17 protein-coding genes are annotated in these 15,683 nt (G+C 46.3%); 6 read left to right on the top strand and 11 right to left on the bottom strand.

The window, feature by feature from the left end:
- Positions 1 to 106 precede the first annotated feature (106 nt).
- From pcaD to G3W54_RS13545, 9 genes are all read right to left on the bottom strand, one after another.
- Positions 107 to 907: a 3-oxoadipate enol-lactonase gene (gene pcaD, locus G3W54_RS13585; protein WP_162653771.1), complete on the bottom strand. Its 801-nt coding sequence runs from the start codon at positions 905 to 907 to the stop codon at positions 107 to 109.
- Positions 908 to 964: 57 nt separating this feature from the next.
- Positions 965 to 1,756 (bottom strand): aminoglycoside phosphotransferase family protein, encoded by a 792-nt coding sequence (locus G3W54_RS13580; RefSeq protein ID WP_162653769.1) that lies wholly within the window; start codon positions 1,754 to 1,756, stop codon positions 965 to 967.
- 9 nt (positions 1,757 to 1,765) lie between these two features.
- Positions 1,766 to 2,356 (bottom strand): LysE family translocator, encoded by a 591-nt coding sequence (locus G3W54_RS13575; protein ID WP_162653767.1) that lies wholly within the window; start codon positions 2,354 to 2,356, stop codon positions 1,766 to 1,768.
- A gap of 54 nt (positions 2,357 to 2,410) precedes the next feature.
- Positions 2,411 to 2,665 (bottom strand): hypothetical protein, encoded by a 255-nt coding sequence (locus G3W54_RS13570; protein WP_162653766.1) that lies wholly within the window; start codon positions 2,663 to 2,665, stop codon positions 2,411 to 2,413.
- A gap of 64 nt (positions 2,666 to 2,729) precedes the next feature.
- Complete coding sequence (gene recJ / locus G3W54_RS13565) at positions 2,730 to 4,514, bottom strand: single-stranded-DNA-specific exonuclease RecJ (protein WP_162653765.1); 1,785 nt, start codon at positions 4,512 to 4,514, stop codon at positions 2,730 to 2,732.
- 81 nt (positions 4,515 to 4,595) lie between these two features.
- Positions 4,596 to 5,576: a class II fructose-bisphosphatase gene (glpX, locus tag G3W54_RS13560; RefSeq protein ID WP_162653764.1), complete on the bottom strand. Its 981-nt coding sequence runs from the start codon at positions 5,574 to 5,576 to the stop codon at positions 4,596 to 4,598.
- 251 nt (positions 5,577 to 5,827) lie between these two features.
- Positions 5,828 to 6,031: a DUF3126 family protein gene (locus G3W54_RS13555; protein WP_162653763.1), complete on the bottom strand. Its 204-nt coding sequence runs from the start codon at positions 6,029 to 6,031 to the stop codon at positions 5,828 to 5,830.
- 105 nt (positions 6,032 to 6,136) lie between these two features.
- Positions 6,137 to 6,994 carry a serine O-acetyltransferase gene (gene cysE / locus G3W54_RS13550; RefSeq protein WP_162653762.1) on the bottom strand — a complete coding sequence of 286 codons (858 nt, stop codon included), beginning with the start codon at positions 6,992 to 6,994 and terminating at the stop codon, positions 6,137 to 6,139.
- Between the two features lie 138 nt (positions 6,995 to 7,132).
- Complete coding sequence (locus G3W54_RS13545; protein WP_162654418.1) at positions 7,133 to 7,912, bottom strand: alpha/beta fold hydrolase; 780 nt, start codon at positions 7,910 to 7,912, stop codon at positions 7,133 to 7,135.
- Positions 7,913 to 8,059: 147 nt separating this feature from the next.
- Here G3W54_RS13545 and G3W54_RS13540 point away from each other — a divergent pair, with 147 nt between their 5' ends.
- The 3 genes from G3W54_RS13540 to G3W54_RS13530 are packed head-to-tail and all read left to right on the top strand — an operon-like array spanning position 8,060 to position 10,311.
- Entirely contained in the window at positions 8,060 to 8,308 is a 249-nt protein-coding gene (locus G3W54_RS13540; RefSeq protein ID WP_162653761.1) for a zinc-finger domain-containing protein, read from the top strand.
- Positions 8,309 to 8,339: 31 nt separating this feature from the next.
- Complete coding sequence (locus G3W54_RS13535; RefSeq protein WP_162653759.1) at positions 8,340 to 9,545, top strand: FAD-dependent oxidoreductase; 1,206 nt, start codon at positions 8,340 to 8,342, stop codon at positions 9,543 to 9,545.
- A gap of 1 nt (position 9,546) precedes the next feature.
- Positions 9,547 to 10,311: a heparan-alpha-glucosaminide N-acetyltransferase gene (locus tag G3W54_RS13530; protein WP_162654417.1), complete on the top strand. Its 765-nt coding sequence runs from the start codon at positions 9,547 to 9,549 to the stop codon at positions 10,309 to 10,311.
- A 50-nt stretch (positions 10,312 to 10,361) separates the two neighbouring features.
- Here G3W54_RS13530 and G3W54_RS13525 read toward each other — a convergent pair whose 3' ends face one another.
- Entirely contained in the window at positions 10,362 to 11,102 is a 741-nt protein-coding gene (locus G3W54_RS13525) for a class I SAM-dependent methyltransferase (RefSeq protein ID WP_210253521.1), read from the bottom strand.
- 14 nt (positions 11,103 to 11,116) lie between these two features.
- On the opposite strand from G3W54_RS13525, the gene G3W54_RS13520 reads away from it, so the two are divergent.
- The 3 genes from G3W54_RS13520 (at position 11,117) to G3W54_RS13510 (ending at position 14,499) form a co-directional block, all read left to right on the top strand.
- Complete coding sequence (locus tag G3W54_RS13520; RefSeq protein ID WP_210253520.1) at positions 11,117 to 12,385, top strand: MFS transporter; 1,269 nt, start codon at positions 11,117 to 11,119, stop codon at positions 12,383 to 12,385.
- Positions 12,386 to 12,639: 254 nt separating this feature from the next.
- On the top strand, positions 12,640 to 13,851 hold the full coding sequence (locus G3W54_RS13515) for a GTP-binding protein (protein ID WP_162653756.1): 1,212 nt from the start codon (positions 12,640 to 12,642) through the stop codon (positions 13,849 to 13,851).
- Between the two features lie 12 nt (positions 13,852 to 13,863).
- A complete protein-coding gene (locus G3W54_RS13510) occupies positions 13,864 to 14,499 on the top strand; it encodes a DUF1826 domain-containing protein (RefSeq protein ID WP_162653755.1) in 636 nt (211 codons plus the stop codon).
- Between the two features lie 185 nt (positions 14,500 to 14,684).
- Here the strand turns inward: G3W54_RS13510 and G3W54_RS13505 are convergent, their stop codons facing one another.
- A complete protein-coding gene (locus G3W54_RS13505; protein ID WP_162653754.1) occupies positions 14,685 to 15,659 on the bottom strand; it encodes an MBL fold metallo-hydrolase in 975 nt (324 codons plus the stop codon).
- Positions 15,660 to 15,683 lie beyond the last annotated feature (24 nt).

Below are 15,683 nucleotides of genomic sequence, written 5' to 3'. Positions count from 1 at the left end.
AAGACTGTATGAACACGCAGAATTGGCATTTTAATTCAAAAATATAACTAGAAACAATTAATGAGACTTTTAATCTCGGTAACTGGCCTTTTGAACATTTCTTGACCTAGTCTTCCGTTCTCGATAATTTACCCATGAAAGACTTGATGACTTCAGTCAGATACTCCGGTTGCTGCACAGTAGGGATATGTCCGCAATCTTTGATCTCTTCATAAAATGCATCAGGAATGGTTTTTGCCATCTGCTTCATCAATTCTGGTGGTGTGGACTCATCCTGATCACCTGCAATGCAAATTGTTGGGATGGAAATATCTTCTGCAAGAGTGGATAAGTCAGAATCACGAATTGCAGCACAAGTGCCGATGTAGCCCTGAACCGGTGTGCGGGTCAGCATATTGATATATCCATTAATTTCAGCCGGGTTCTCCTCACGAAATTCGCGAGTAAACCATTTTGACATCACTTCATTGGCAATGTGCGACAGACCTTTGGTTTGAACCGTTTCAATACGCATGTTCCAAATCTCATCGGAACCTATGTGCGTACCGGTATTACAAAGTATCAATGCGCCAGCAAGATCTTTGCGCTTGTGGTAAAGGCTTTGCGCAATTAGCCCACCTACAGAAAGACCGCAGATGATTGGATGTTGTACACCCAAATGATCGAGCAGACCTTCCAGATCTGCCACATGGTCATCCATTGTTTGACTTTCCCCCAAGTCAGAAAGACCATGCCCACGTTTATCATACGTGATGATTGCAACTTCACCCACCAAACGAACAATCACATCACGCCATATACGGAAATCAGAACCAAGCGAATTTACGAACACCATTGTCGGCTTGTCTTCAGGAGCACCGATGACCTGATAATGAAGTGAAATACCGTTGATATTTGCGAATTGCATAATGACACCTTTATTTAATCTGTAAGCGCGCGGCCAACGAAGACCTTTTGTGCGCTTTTAGAAGTTTGCGCGCAATTTAGGAAGCATTTGTTTGAAGGCTTCCGCTTCTTTTTGCCAATGGACCATATGGCCGCCGTTTTTTAAATTGTTAGCAGCCTTCTCACCGAGTATTTTAACCGTAGCTTTATAATCACCCATATGAATAAGCACATTTACAAGCATATCCAACAAACCAAGGTAATCATCTGTCCCATATGCTGCACAAATGATTTTCAAGCGTTGACCGCCCATAGCAAGATCGCTTGTGCTTAAACTACCCATATCATCGGACTGAAATGAGAGTGGCACCATCCAATATGTTAGATAGGCCAGGTCACGCAATCGGGGCGCGGGTCCGCTTAGGTCAAAATCGATAATTGCTGTCGGTGTGCCATTTCCATCAAAAATCAAGTTATACGGCGCAAAATCATTATGACAGATAACTTCATTGGGCGTGTCGCCTTGATGAGTAAATGCCCAATCTGCTGATTCCAATTCACCAAAAGATTCAGATGCGTCATGAAATTTTCGCAACATCTTGGCCGATGCAATAAGAGTCTTATCATTCTTCCACATGCCTTTTGGAAATTCCGACGAACCTGGCATGAACGACAGAATTTCCCGTTTCTTTTCATCAATACCCAAAAACCGCGGAGAGTACTCAAAACCTTGAACTTCAAGGTGTTTTAAAAATCGATGCACGATTGGACTATGCCAACTGGTCTTACGCCGAACTGTATCGCCAACCCTTACAACAGATGAATTCACATTGCCGCCGGACAGAGGTATCTCATTACCATCTCCAATCATGCCATCACCTTACGCCAAAATTGGCCAGAGTGATGCAATCAATAACAGCGCCATTATAATATTGAATATTTTTAACCGTTGATCGGTAGATAGAAAACGGCGGAAGTTAACGCCAAGGATAACCCAGGTGCCAACAGATGGCACGTTGACGATAACGAAAACCACAGAAACAAGAATAACAATCCAAAAATCCAGACTTGGTGCATATACGCTGAAAGCCGTGATTGCCATTGCCCATGCTTTGGGATTTACCCATTGAAATAGCGCAGCTTCCATAAAGGTGATGGGTTTTGCAGCTTCATCTCCCGTCTGAGGTCTGCCAGATTGCAAAATTTTCCAGGCCAACCAAAACATATAGATCACACATAAAACTTTTAAAACTGTGTATGACACTGGATAGAGATCAAACAATTTGATCAGACCAAGCCCCGTACAGAACAAAAGCACAAAAAAACCGGAACCTATGCCCAGAGCGTGCGGTATCGTGCGCTTTACACCATAGTTAACGCCTGATGTCAGCAACATTAAATTGTTTGGCCCCGGTGTGATGGAGGAAACGAAGGCAAAAAGGGAAAAGGCTAGGAGTTGTTCAATGGTCATTTTGTATCAGACATTTCTTGAGTGTGATTCAAATTTAAGATTCTAAAACTAATATCACCCAGCAGGAACAATGCCGTAAGAAACTAGCCACGGATGAAGCGCTTGCGCAAAAACCAGCGCTATACCGACTATCGCGATAGTCCTTTCGCTCGCCCCTAATTGAATTGTGGTTTTTACAGCTTTACCGTCCCAATATAGCTTTTTAGTTTTATAGTTCACACCTAATTTGCCTAGATCGTCGAAACTTATGGAATACACATCTTTAGGCCATTGTTCATCACGAACACCCGAATGCAATTTATCCTCCACTTTGTTCTCCTCTCTTTAAAGTCACATTTTAGGTTACGTGTTCTGTTCTTAATAGCTCTGCGTTTCACTTCACCCGTACAGCATCAAGCACACGAATTTGCACACTCTTTGCACCGCGCCAGTAATTGATGGAAATTGAACCTGCTACGTGGAAGCTTTGGCCGCGGCCATTTAAGAATGCCTTGCCCATGTCATTGTCGGCTGCGCGGAAGGCAATACCATCTATTCTGCCGCCATCTACACCAGCGAATGTTAGCTTCACATGATTTGCGCCTACAATACGCGCATCTTTAAGCTGGTGATTGGGCATTGCGAAAATTGGTTGTGAATGGCCAGAACCAAATGGCCCTGCTCGCTCGACAAGATCAGCCATATCAGCCGTCATGCCAGAGGCAGCTAATGCACCATCTATTTTAAGCGACCGTGTTTCCTCTACTTCTCCAGAATTTTTGGCGGCATATTCCTCAAAATACGTGCGCAATTCACCAAGTTTTTCTTTTTGAACAGTCAGGCCCGCAGCCATAGCGTGGCCACCACCTTTTTCAAGCAGGCCATCATCAACAGCCTGACGCACCATTTTGCCTACATCAAAACCCGGAATTGAGCGGCCTGAACCAGATCCTTTGCCATTTGCATCAAATGCGATGGCAAAAGCAGGGCGATGTTCGCGTTCTTTAAGCCTCGCCGCCACAAGGCCCACAATGCCGGGGTGCCAGCCATCATTGGCCGAGATGATTATCGATGGCCCCTCGCCCGATGCCATTTCCGCCATCACTTCGGCTTCCGCCTGTTCCAGCATTTTAGCTTCCATGGCTTGGCGCTCTTTGTTAAGACTATCCAAGTGTTGGGCAATTTCGTCTGCTTCTTCAGGATCATCAAGCGTGAGTAAGCGGCTACCAAGCGCTGCATCACCTATCCGCCCGCCTGCATTAATGCGCGGGCCGATTAAAAAACCTAAATGATAAGGCGTGAGCGGACCATCTATGCCAACAATACGCATAAGCGCAGCAATGCCGGGATTATGCATTTTGCGCGCTGCAATCAGTCCTTTAACCACATATGCGCGGTTTAGAGTTTTGAGCGGCACAACATCGCAAACAGTTGCAAGCGCCACTATATCGAGCTGCGCAAGAAGATCAAATGACGCCGCCTTATCATGTTTTCTTTGGCGCAGCAGCCTTTGCGTGGCAACAAGCACCATAAACACGACACCTGCTGCACATAAATGCCCAAGACCAGATAAATCATCCTGTCGATTGGGATTAACCAGCGCTACGGATGGCGGCAGCTCGTCATTGACTTGATGATGATCGATAATCACCACATCGCAATTGAGTTCTTTGGCCTTCTCTAAAGCTTCAAAGCTTGTGGAACCGCAATCAACAGTGACTATGAGCTGCGCACCCTTGTTAATAAGTTCCTCAATGGCATTTGGGTTTGGACCATAACCCTCAAAGATCCGATCAGGTATATAAATCTCGTTTGGCACATTAAAGTGTGTGAGAAACTTGGATAAAAGTGCCGATGAACAGGCCCCATCCACATCATAATCCCCGAAAATAGCAACTCGCTCGCCCAAACCAATCGCCTGTACCAATCGCTCAGCACCAGTATCACAATCAGTCATGGTAGATGGATCTGGCATCAAATCACGGATGGATGGCGACAGAAAATTACTCGCCTCTTCTGCTGCAACATTGCGAGCGGCCATAATTCGCGCAATAATTTCTGGGATATCAGTAGTTTGTGCGATATTAAGTGCCGTATTTTGCCCACGCGCATCAAGCCGTGCGACCCATTTCTGGCCCAGAAGCGATTGTTCTACATTTAGGAAAGCATCATCGGACATTGCATATCAATTTTCGAAACAAAACAGGCCTCATTGATAATGAGGCCTGTTGGTAAATGCAACAAATTGATTTGCTGTTCCTTAGGCGAACTTATCTCCACCCAGGCGGTGTGTCGCTTTAATTTCGCGAACTGTGCCTGTTGAAGAGCGCATTACAAATGTATGGGTTGAAATAGATTCACCCCTAAAGCGAACGCCATCAAGCATATCGCCATCAGTCACGCCCGTTGCGGCAAACATGACATCACCACTGGCAAGTTCTTCAAGCTGGTAGACTTTGTTTGGATCTTTAACACCCATGGTTGCTGCACGATCAATTTGATCTTGGTTTTTAAACAGCAAGCGCCCCTGCATCTGACCACCAGTACAACGAAGTGCAGCTGCCGCCAGCACACCTTCTGGTGCGCCGCCAGTACCCATATAAATATCAATACCTGTTTCGTCTGAATCTGTTGTGTAAATCACGCCTGCAACATCACCATCACCAATCAGACGAACCGCAGCACCACATTCGCGAACTTCGGCAATGAGTTTTGCATGCCGTGGACGATCCAAAATACACGCGCAAACCTGACCAATTTCAACGCCTTTAGCTTTTGCGACAGCTGCAAGGTTTTCTGCAGGTGTTGCATCAATTGAAACTGTGCCCTCAGGATAACCCGGACCAATCGCAATCTTATCCATATAAACATCGGGTGCATATAAAAGGTTGCCTTTGTTGGCAAACGCAATCACAGCCAATGAATTAGGCATATTTTTAGCGCAGATCGTTGTGCCTTCAAGCGGGTCAAGTGCAATATCCAGATGTGGGCCATTTTTAGTGCCAACCTCTTCGCCGATATAAAGCATTGGCGCTTCGTCGCGTTCGCCTTCCCCGATAACGATTGTGCCGTTGATATCCAGCTTGTTCAATTCTGTACGCATGGCATCGACTGCCACTTGGTCAGCAGCTTTTTCGTCACCACGGCCACGAAGCTTTGCAGCAGCTACCGCAGCGCGCTCTGTCACGCGTGCAATCTCAATTGATAAAACGCGGTCAAGATCCAAATCGGTATCCGCCATGATATTTATTCTCCATCTCGTGAGCACATTTGTGCAGTTTTACAAGATCTTACTGACTGTTACATATACAGATTTACGATGAAGATCCGAGCTTGCCGTCTTCTATCCATATATTTTAAGATGGCGCCAGCACTAAATCGATTAAACTATTTTAAAAAATTTAATTATGTTTAATGGTGTGGAAAACTAAGGGAAATAGTCATCCTTGTGCCTAAAAACCGGGGCGTTTCGCCCCGACTTTTAAACATGATCTAAAGATCAACGTCGAGAATCGCCATTGAGAAGTTAAATGAACGATCGCCATCTTCATCATCGAGATAGATCACGCCAATAAATTCGTCCCCTGCATATACCTCAGCAGAATCGTCTTTCTTAGGGCGAGCACGCACTTCGATGGTGGGGTTTAGAACGCGTTTTAAGTAATCGTCGAGCTTTTTAATTTCGTCAGGATTCACGAGTATTCTCCATTTAAGATTCGTGGCAGCTTATTGCCACGAGATGAGCTACATTCAAAGTCTAAATTGACCTACATCAACGTTATTTAGAAACAGAGCCCGTGATTAATCATTTTTATCACTGTCGCCAACTTCAGCTTGCGTTGCAGGATTAATAATCTGATCCATGGCGCGAGAAGGCTCTTGGCAACCCGCCTCACCCACAATACGCGCTGGCACACCGGCGACAGTTGTTTTTGGTGGTACCTCCTTAAGCACAACCGAACCTGCAGCAATGCGTGAGCAATCACCAACCTTGATATTGCCAAGTACTTTTGCACCAGAACCGATCAAAACACCGCAACCAATTTTAGGGTGACGGTCGCCTTCTTCTTTACCAGTTCCGCCAAGCGTCACATTTTGCAGAATAGACACATTATCGCCTATTGTTGCTGTGCGACCAACGACAATTCCGGTTGCATGATCGAAGAATATCCCCTTGCCCATTTTCGCAGCAGGATCGATATCCGTTTGGAATATTGCTGAAGAACGCGATTGCAAATAGAGAGCAAAATCTTCTCGCCCGTTATTCCACATCCAACTTGCCAAACGATGCGTTTGTACAGCGTGAAAGCCCTTGAAATATAACAGCGGCTGCAAAAAGCGGCTGCATGCGGGGTCGCGGTCATAAACAGCCTGAATATCGACACGCAAAGTCGTCGCCCAATCTGGATCTGCCTTGCGCATTTCATGAAAATTCTGCTGCAAAATGCTTGAATTCAAATCCTGGTGATCAAGTCGTTCGCAAATGCGATGGATAACAGCAGCTTCCAGCGAAGGCTGGTTGAGAATATTTGTATAAATAAATGTCGTCAAAACAGGATCATTTGCGACAACTTCTTCCGCTTCTTTGCGAATTGTGTCCCAAATCGGGTCCATAGAGTCGACTTTACCCTGATGAAGCTTGCCAACTTGATTGGTCATTTTTTCGTCCTTACCAATGGCATCTTTGCCTATTTGCATCGCGAACTAAATATTCACTAGTTCTATAAATATGTCAGAAACTGGATTTTGCAAACATTTGATCTGATTTTGTTTTATTTTCACTTAAGGAAATGTGCATCAAAACTGCGATAGTTGATCCAAAACAGCCGCTTTGAATACTTTATCACCTACCGTCAACATATGATCCCTACCCGGCACATCAATCGCAGTCGCATTCGGCATAAGTGCTTCCAACTCTTCTGGTGAACCGGCAATATCATCCTCGGTTCCGACCACAATAAGCGTTGGCATCGCCATCTGCGAAGCTTCTGCCTCAGTTACCAACACCCGATTGGATGCGATACATGCTGCAAGTGCATAACGATCGCTTTTGGTTTGATCAGCAAAGGCGCGAAACATGCGCCCACGTTCATGGGTCACCTCATCAAGCGAAGGTGCAAGTAATGCATCGGCTATCGGGTCCCAATCGCCCACACCTTCTACCAAGCCGATACCTAATCCGCCAAAAGTCAGCGAACGAACATATTGCGGCTCACTTTTTGCAACGAACGCAGATACGCGCGCGCCCATTGAATAGCCAATAAAATGCGCATCTGCGATATTCAAATGATCAAGCAGATTTGTTGCATCTCTCGCCATAAGACTGGGCGTATAAAACTCTGGCTCATGTGGCTTTTCGCTGGCACCGTGCCCTCTATGATCAAGAGCAATGACCCGATAACCCGCGTCAGTCAGTGTTTTCACCCAGCCTGTGAACACCCAATTGACATGAGCCGATGACGCAAAGCCATGAATGAGAAATACAGGCACACCTTCACGCGGGCCAACATCAAAATAGGCGATTTGGATGTCCTTACTCTCTGGACCTTCTGGATTGCTACTTGCAAAATTTAACATCTCTTGGGGTTTATAAACCATCTTCACATCACCTGATCTGTTTATTTAGCAACAAAACTGTCGCAGCATGGCTGAAAGTTCTACACATTTACTGTTTAAAGCGTTAAAGATGACTCGAAATATAGATAAAAGCAGGAGCTTGATAGCATGGCTGGCCATAAAATGCCTTATTTCCACAACAGTGCAGGTTACCCGTCTATCGATATCGGTACGAAAAAATTTATGTGCGTGGGCGCAAAGCCACCTTTTGATCACCCTCATGAATATTTAGAAATGGGTGATGATACTGAAATTGTGTGTCCATACTGCTCAACTTTATACAGATACCGCTCAAACTTGGGCCATGAAGACACAGCACCTTTTGGCTGCTTATGGGAAGACCGAGAAAACGCCTAACCCGCTGCGGCACAACACAAAGCCTTGAAAAATGTCATCAACTGACAATATTCCACCCCGTCCAAACACGCCTTTAGTGGCAATAATTGGTGCGGGTATTGCAGGACTATGTACAGCTATCGCCTTTGCCAAATTTGGCGCAAAAGTCGCCATCTTTGAAAAGGCGGATGAACTAGGCGAAGTTGGCGCAAGCCTTCAGCTTTCCCCCAATGCGACGCATATCCTTACTGATCTTGGCCTATTGCCAGCGTTGCAAAAACACTGGATTGAACCGCAATCAATCTGTATGACAGATGGTGTATCGCTTAAACCAATAAAAACATTGCCAATAGCAAGACTGAGTCGAGATGAATGGCATGCACCTTATGCACTCATGCGACGCACTGATTTGCAGCGTGAACTGTTAAATGCCGTACGAGATATGCCGAATTGCGAATTGCGACTGTCATCTGAGCTAAATTTTGCAAACATCGAGTCACTTCAAACAGATATTGAGCAACGTCTAGAACAAAAGCCAGATTTGGTTATTGGTGCTGATGGCGTTTGGTCTGATACCCGCAGCATTCTACCCAATGGGGCTGGTGTAGATTATACTGGCTATGTTGCATGGCGGTTCATGACCGATACCAAAGCGCGCGCGCACATGCCAGCCAACATCAATAACAGCAGCAACATTATGCTAATGATGAATGGTGACGGGCATATCGCGCTTTATCCATCGGACCAATATGAACAAAGTAATATTGTCTTTGTTACCGAGCATCTGGGCGACCCGCATGTTACACCCGATTTTGATGCTATGCTTTTGTCCATGTCACTTAACCCTGCAACGGTAAGAATGCTTAAATCTTCCGATCATCTCGGCTGTTGGACAATTAATCATGTTGCCGAGGGCGCCTGGACAAATGGCGCGAATATAGCCCTTATCGGCGATGCCGCTCACGCTATGTCGCCTTTTATGGCGCAAGGAGCTGCTATGGCAATTGAAGATGCCTATGTGTTGGCAAATCTTATCTGCAATTCAGGACAGGCGGTCTCTCAGGGTCTTCAACAATACGAAAAGCGACGTAAGGCACGCGTGGACAAAGTTCGAACCCGGGCCATGACCAACCGCATTGCCTATCATGCGAAAGGGCCAATTCGTGCAGCTCGCAATTTGGTACTAACACTAAAATCACCTGAAAGCCTATGCCGCGATTTAAACTGGCTTTATGGCTGGAGAGCTGAGCGTGAGTGATATGCAAGCGCACCAACCTGTGGAATCTGGCAAAATAAGATCCCGCATATTGGCGCTGGATTTTGCGCGTGGCATCGCCATTATCGCAATGGCGGTCTTTCATTTCACATGGGATTTGGAGTTTTTTGGCTTCGTAGAACGTGGTCTTACGCTTACAATCGAATGGAAAAGCTTCGCGCGCTCCATTGCAACAAGCTTTTTGTTTCTGGCAGGATTTAGCCTTGTTCTGGGACATGGGAAAGCTATTCGTATTCGGTCATTTGTAAAACGCTTCGCAATGGTCGCAGGTGCTGCTGCGATTATCTCAATTGCAACCTATCAAGCCATGCCGCAAGCACCGATATTTTTTGGCATATTGCATTCTATTGCAACCGCAAGCGTTATTGGCCTGTTTTTTCTGCGTTTACCCGCGATTATCTTGGTTTTAACGGCAATTGCGGTCATTATCGCACCGTTTTACTTGAGATCAGAGTTTTTCGATGCCCCTTTGCTCTGGTGGGTAGGTTTAAATGCCAACATCCCAATATCCAATGATTATGTACCAATATTGCCATGGTTTGCGCCATTTCTGCTTGGAATGGCATTTGCAAAATACATTGTTGATCGTGATTTTTTTGGTACGGTCAAGCAGTGGAATAACAATAATTTTGCCATACGGTTACTCGCATTTCTAGGGCGACACAGCCTCATCACATATCTACTACATCAACCAATTTTGCTGGGAATTGTCTGGGCATACTCTAAGTTAGTTTTCGGTTTGATCTAAATTAGATCATTCATTCAAGCGCAAAGCGCTACAATGCACTTAAATATCTGCTATGCATCTTTCGTCAATCGAATGATTATTTCGGGACTGTCAGCTACCAACGGTTCTCGTTGCCAATTCCCGAAGACCTCCAATAATTTTAACCCGCACTTAGTCGCTATGCATTTTAGTTCATCAAATTCCATAAAACGTAAAGTGCTTTGAGAGGTCAATGTTCCGAGCTGATCATTAAAACTATATCTTTCCTTAAAAGTCACTAAATCGTCTTTAACCTCCAGAAGCTCGTGAACCACTTGAACCGATCGGCCTCCTCCTAGAGCAATCGGTCGAGTGGCATGTTCGGGTGTCCAACGAAGCCAGCTTTTGGCCGCAGGATTGCGCGTTTCTAACCAGAACGATCCTCCAATAGGCAGGCGTTTCTTAATTGCCTTAAAAAGCGTAAAAACCTGGGTATCGTCTAGAAGACATTGAAAGGCGTGACCCGTCATGATTGCCGCATCGAATTTGGCATTACCAGGCAAGTCAGAAACGAAACCAGTGACCCACTCTACTGAGCCATGAGTATCTTTCTGCGCGGCTCTGGCGACCATCTGAGGTGCGGGGTCGATAGCAGTGACCATATATCCACGCCTTGCTAGATCGAGCGCAAATGTACCCGTACCGCAACCGATGTCTAAGACAGTAGCTGGAGCAATTGGCAATTCCCCAATATAAAAATCAAAATCTTCGCGCGATGTATTTATTGCATCATAGACTTCAACAATGTCAGTGTTATGATACAGCGCGTCCATCCCTGACAGTTTAAATGTTGAACGGCCGTTTTGCAACTAAGATCAATATTGCAGTTCGATCGATTTCAAGGCAGTTTCTCGGTATGTATCCACAAGCCCTTAAAAATATTGAACTCAGAAAACTCTTTATCGCACAGCTACCTGCAGATTTTTCTGACTGGCTGGATTTTGTAGCGATTGGAGCATTGTTAGCGTTCGTATGGGATGCGCCTAGCTTTGCCTATGCAGCTTTGGCAGTCGGTCTAGGGGCTCCATACTTGGTAATAGGGCCTTTCGCGGGTGTGTTTGTAGATCGCTGGTCTATCAAGTCAGTTCTGATTTACAGCAATCTTGGCAGAGCGATCGTCACCGGTACATTTTTCTTTGCGGGAGATTGGACTACACTGATCGTGCTGGTGACAGTGCGCAGCTCCGTAGACTGTTTCTTTACCCCCGCCAAACAGGCCGCGATTCAGGCACTGACTACAAAAGAAAACAGAACCTCCGCAAATGGCCTGAGCCACGGCATTAATCAAGCCTCCAAAATTGTTGCACCAAGTGCTGGAGGTGCATTTTTGATATGGTTCGCACCCGATGTGATCTTTATTCTCAATTCAATAATTTCAGCATCCGCCGCAGCTTTTGCGCTACGCCTCAACAAGATTGAACGCAAGTCTTTTCAAGATGAGAATAGTTCAGACAGTGTGTTAACGGGTGTCAAGAATGGAATGGCTATTGTCCGGCAAAGCCCTGTGATAAAAACGGCCCTCTTCATGATGGCTATAAGCTATTTCGCCATCTTCATCTATGACACTTTCATTGCTCCTCTAACCCGTAACTTGAACTTTGAGCAGCAGCATTTGGGTTATGCACTTGCTGCGGTAGGGATAGGTGGTGTATGCGGATCAATGCTTTTTTCTTTACTTCCTAATGTGAAACGCCCGCAATACTGGGTTGCCGCTGGCGCAACTTTGTCTGCTATTATTCTCTTGATTCTTGGAACATTTGATTCAAGCAATGCGGATATGAGTACTGTACTTTTAATCAGTCTTTTTCTAACATTGGGCTTTGCAACTGCAATGTCAGTCGTACCGGTGCGCATAGTGCTACAAAACACAGTGCCAGAAGAACGAATGGGATCAGTCACTGCGTTGAGCGAGGCGGCAAACACAACGGCTTTGCTATCGGCACCATTTTTAGGTGCAGTTTTAGTGGATACGTTTTCGGTAGGTGTTCCTTTCATTGTTGGCGGGATAGTCATATTCATTGTCGCAATCATTGCTTTACGGTTAAAACTGGATTGATCGATCGAGGCAGGGCTGCCACCACCCGATAGTGTTATCTTTATCTGCTTTGTGCAAACTAGCGACAATATCAGATAAGCCTGATCGCCTCAGCTACTCAGATCTGACTTAAATTTGTCGAATTAAAGCATCAAAACCGTTAACCCGTAAAACAATGAACAGAAATTTTAGTTCATGTAACAAAGGCAGTTGCATTTATCCGGTAATCATCATAGTTATGTAATAACATTACATAGTTTTATTGGAGATACCCCTTGTCTGATGCTCGCCTTCCCGTCACAGTTTTGTCTGGTTTTCTCGGCGCTGGAAAAACCACGCTTCTCAACCGCGTTTTAAACAATCGCGATGGTCGCCGCGTGGCGGTTATTGTCAATGACATGTCAGAAGTGAACATCGATGCCGACCTTGTCCGTGCTGATACAGAACTAAGCCGGACCGATGAAACGCTTGTGGAAATGTCCAATGGCTGCATCTGCTGCACACTCCGAGATGACCTGTTGGATGAAGTTCGTAAATTGGCGTCCGAGGGCCGTTTTGACTATCTGCTCATTGAATCAACAGGCATATCAGAGCCCCTGCCCGTTGCGGCTACATTTGAATTCCGCGATGAAAATGGCCAAAGCCTCTCGGATGTTTCGCGCCTTGATACGATGGTGACCGTGGTTGATGCGGTTAATCTGCTCAAGGATTTCTCATCTCATGATTTTTTGAAAGACCATGGCGAGTCGCTTGGTGAAGAAGATGACCGCACGCTGGTACACTTGCTGACTGACCAGATCGAATTTGCGGATATTGTCATTTTGAACAAAATTAGCGACGCTGGACCGGAACGTGTGGACGCGGCCCGCAAGATCATTCGCAGTTTGAATGCTGATGCCAAGATCATTGAAACCGACCATTCCGATGTGGATGCGAAGGCCATTCTCGATACTGGAATGTTTGATTTTGACAAGGCGCATGAACATCCAATGTGGGCGAAAGAGCTTTATGGTTTTGCCGATCACGTTCCGGAAACCGAAGAATATGGCGTTGCCTCCTATGTATATCGCGCCCGGCAGCCTTTCGTGCCGGAGAAGATCGGAAACTTACTAAACGGTTCATTGCCCGGTGTTATTCGCGCCAAGGGGCATTTCTGGATTGCTTCACGCCACGAATGGGTGGCTGAGTTTTCGCTTGCGGGCGCACTTTCATCAGTATCGCCTTTGGGCCAATGGTGGGCAACAGTGCCAGAGGCCAACAGGCCAACCCATGAAACCGCTGTCGCTTACATGAAAGCCCATTGGCAGGAGCCATGGGGCGATCGACGTCAGGAAATTGTCTTCATTGGTGCCGGCATTGATTGGCCAGCACTCAAGACCCGTCTGGATGATTGTCTGGTGCCTGTTTCGGAAGCGACCTCACTGGATGATCTTAAAAACTATCCCGATCCCTTCCCCGCCTGGCGGCGCGCGGATCAAGCGGCATAGGTCTCAAACGCTATGAATTTTATTTGCGAAGAAATCATTGAACACGCCAAAGGCGTGGTCATTGCCAGGGAGCCGCAAGACCTGATCGCTATTCGCGAGCACAATTGTGCGGCAACCCTGTGGAAACGGAAGTTTCAGTCCGATTTCCAAACCTGGATCGACCAACTTCCGCCAGAAAACCTGCCGGAGGGCCGGCTGATTCTGCCGCAGAACCGCATTGCCGATGCTGTGCATCAATTGTGCGAAATTGCCGGAACCCCGGAAGGTTCGGCGTGTGATATGCTGGTCAACGACATCGATGCCTTGGCGCAACTTTTCTCCGCGCTCATGGGGACGGAATATTTGCGCCTGCGGCTAGAAAAGGTGACAGACAACGCCTGCAGAAAGTTTCATAAAGACGCGATCACAGCCCGCCTGGTCTGCACCTATCGCGGCCAGGGAACGCAATATGGAACCTCGTTAGAAGGTGATGAGCCGCAGCAGATTTTCAACGTGCCCACTGGTGCACCAATCCTGCTGCGTGGAACCCTTTGGCCTGAAACACCAGAATCCGGCCTGCTGCATCGATCTCCCCCGATTGACGGCACGGGCGAAACACGTTTACTTCTGGTTCTTGACCCCGTTTCTGATCCTGAGAATGATGTGTGATCAGAACGTTTTACTGCCAGCTATTAAAATATCTCACTGGTGTCGATGACTGCTATTGGTCTTATCGAGAACGAATTGCATGTTAACAACGCTTGGAAATGGGAGGCTTCAAAGGCAGAAGGTTCTGAAACAAAATCGCTTGTTAGGTTTATGGTCACCCGTTTAATATCGGGTGACCAATTTTATTATAGTGAATAATCATAGGCTGCTGGTACAAAATCATACCCATTTGCAGTTTGATCCACATAACCAAAGCCAGGAAACTCCAAATGTGCACCCGTTACCGGCACTCTATCCGCTGCTGCCATATCTAACATTCTGGCGCGTGTTTTAGCTGTCTGCGCGGGGTCCATATCAAAGGCAATCAGCCATTCGGGATTATTGAATTGTAATCGCGGCAGATGAATCAGATCTCCCCAAAATAACAGGTCCTCACCAGCATCATGTAAATGGAAACCAACATGCCCAGGCGTATGTCCTGGCATGAACTTGGCCTGAATGCCTGGCAATACCTCTGCATCATTATCGAAAGTTCTTAATCTGTCTTTATAAGGCTCTGTCAAATCACGCGCGATCTGCACGAAGGGTTGAACCTGACTAGGCAGACCATCTGCAGCTGAGCCATGCCAAAAATCCCATTCGGTAGAATTGACAACAATTTCCGCATTTGGGAACAACCGCTTTTTATCCGCACTAAGCCCGCCAATATGATCAGGATGAAGGTGGGTTAAAAGAACAGTATCAATCTCAGTCACATCGATACCTGCTTGTTTTAGTGCCGCATGGTATCCTCCTGTCTTGGGTGAAAATCCAGGCAGCGTGCCTGTGTCTATGGCAATCTTCCGCTCACCGGTGTCAATGACATGACCAAGAACCGGTAGTGGTCGTGTACTCTCAAAAGCAGGCAGATGCTGCTGTTTTAGCGTTTTATTCGCTTTATCTTGATCAAACCCAACAATTAAATCTTGCCCGACATCAATGGTGCCATCCAATAGAACAGTTATCTCTGCCGATCCAACGCGACGCTTAGCATAGGAGGGTATCGCCCCTGCATCTAGACCAACCTCATGGGCGGAAAGCAGATTGGGACGCACGATAAAAGGCGCAGCAAGGGCAGCAGCTCCCCCCATGCCAAGAAAGTTTCTTCGACTAATGTTCATAAGCATCTCCTATGGATTTTTCTG

This window comes from Lentilitoribacter sp. Alg239-R112, assembly GCF_900537175.1.
Classification (GTDB): domain Bacteria; phylum Pseudomonadota; class Alphaproteobacteria; order Rhizobiales; family Rhizobiaceae; genus Lentilitoribacter.
The sequence above is the reverse complement of the archived record's forward strand: the minus strand, read 5'-3'. Positions and strand labels throughout refer to the sequence as shown.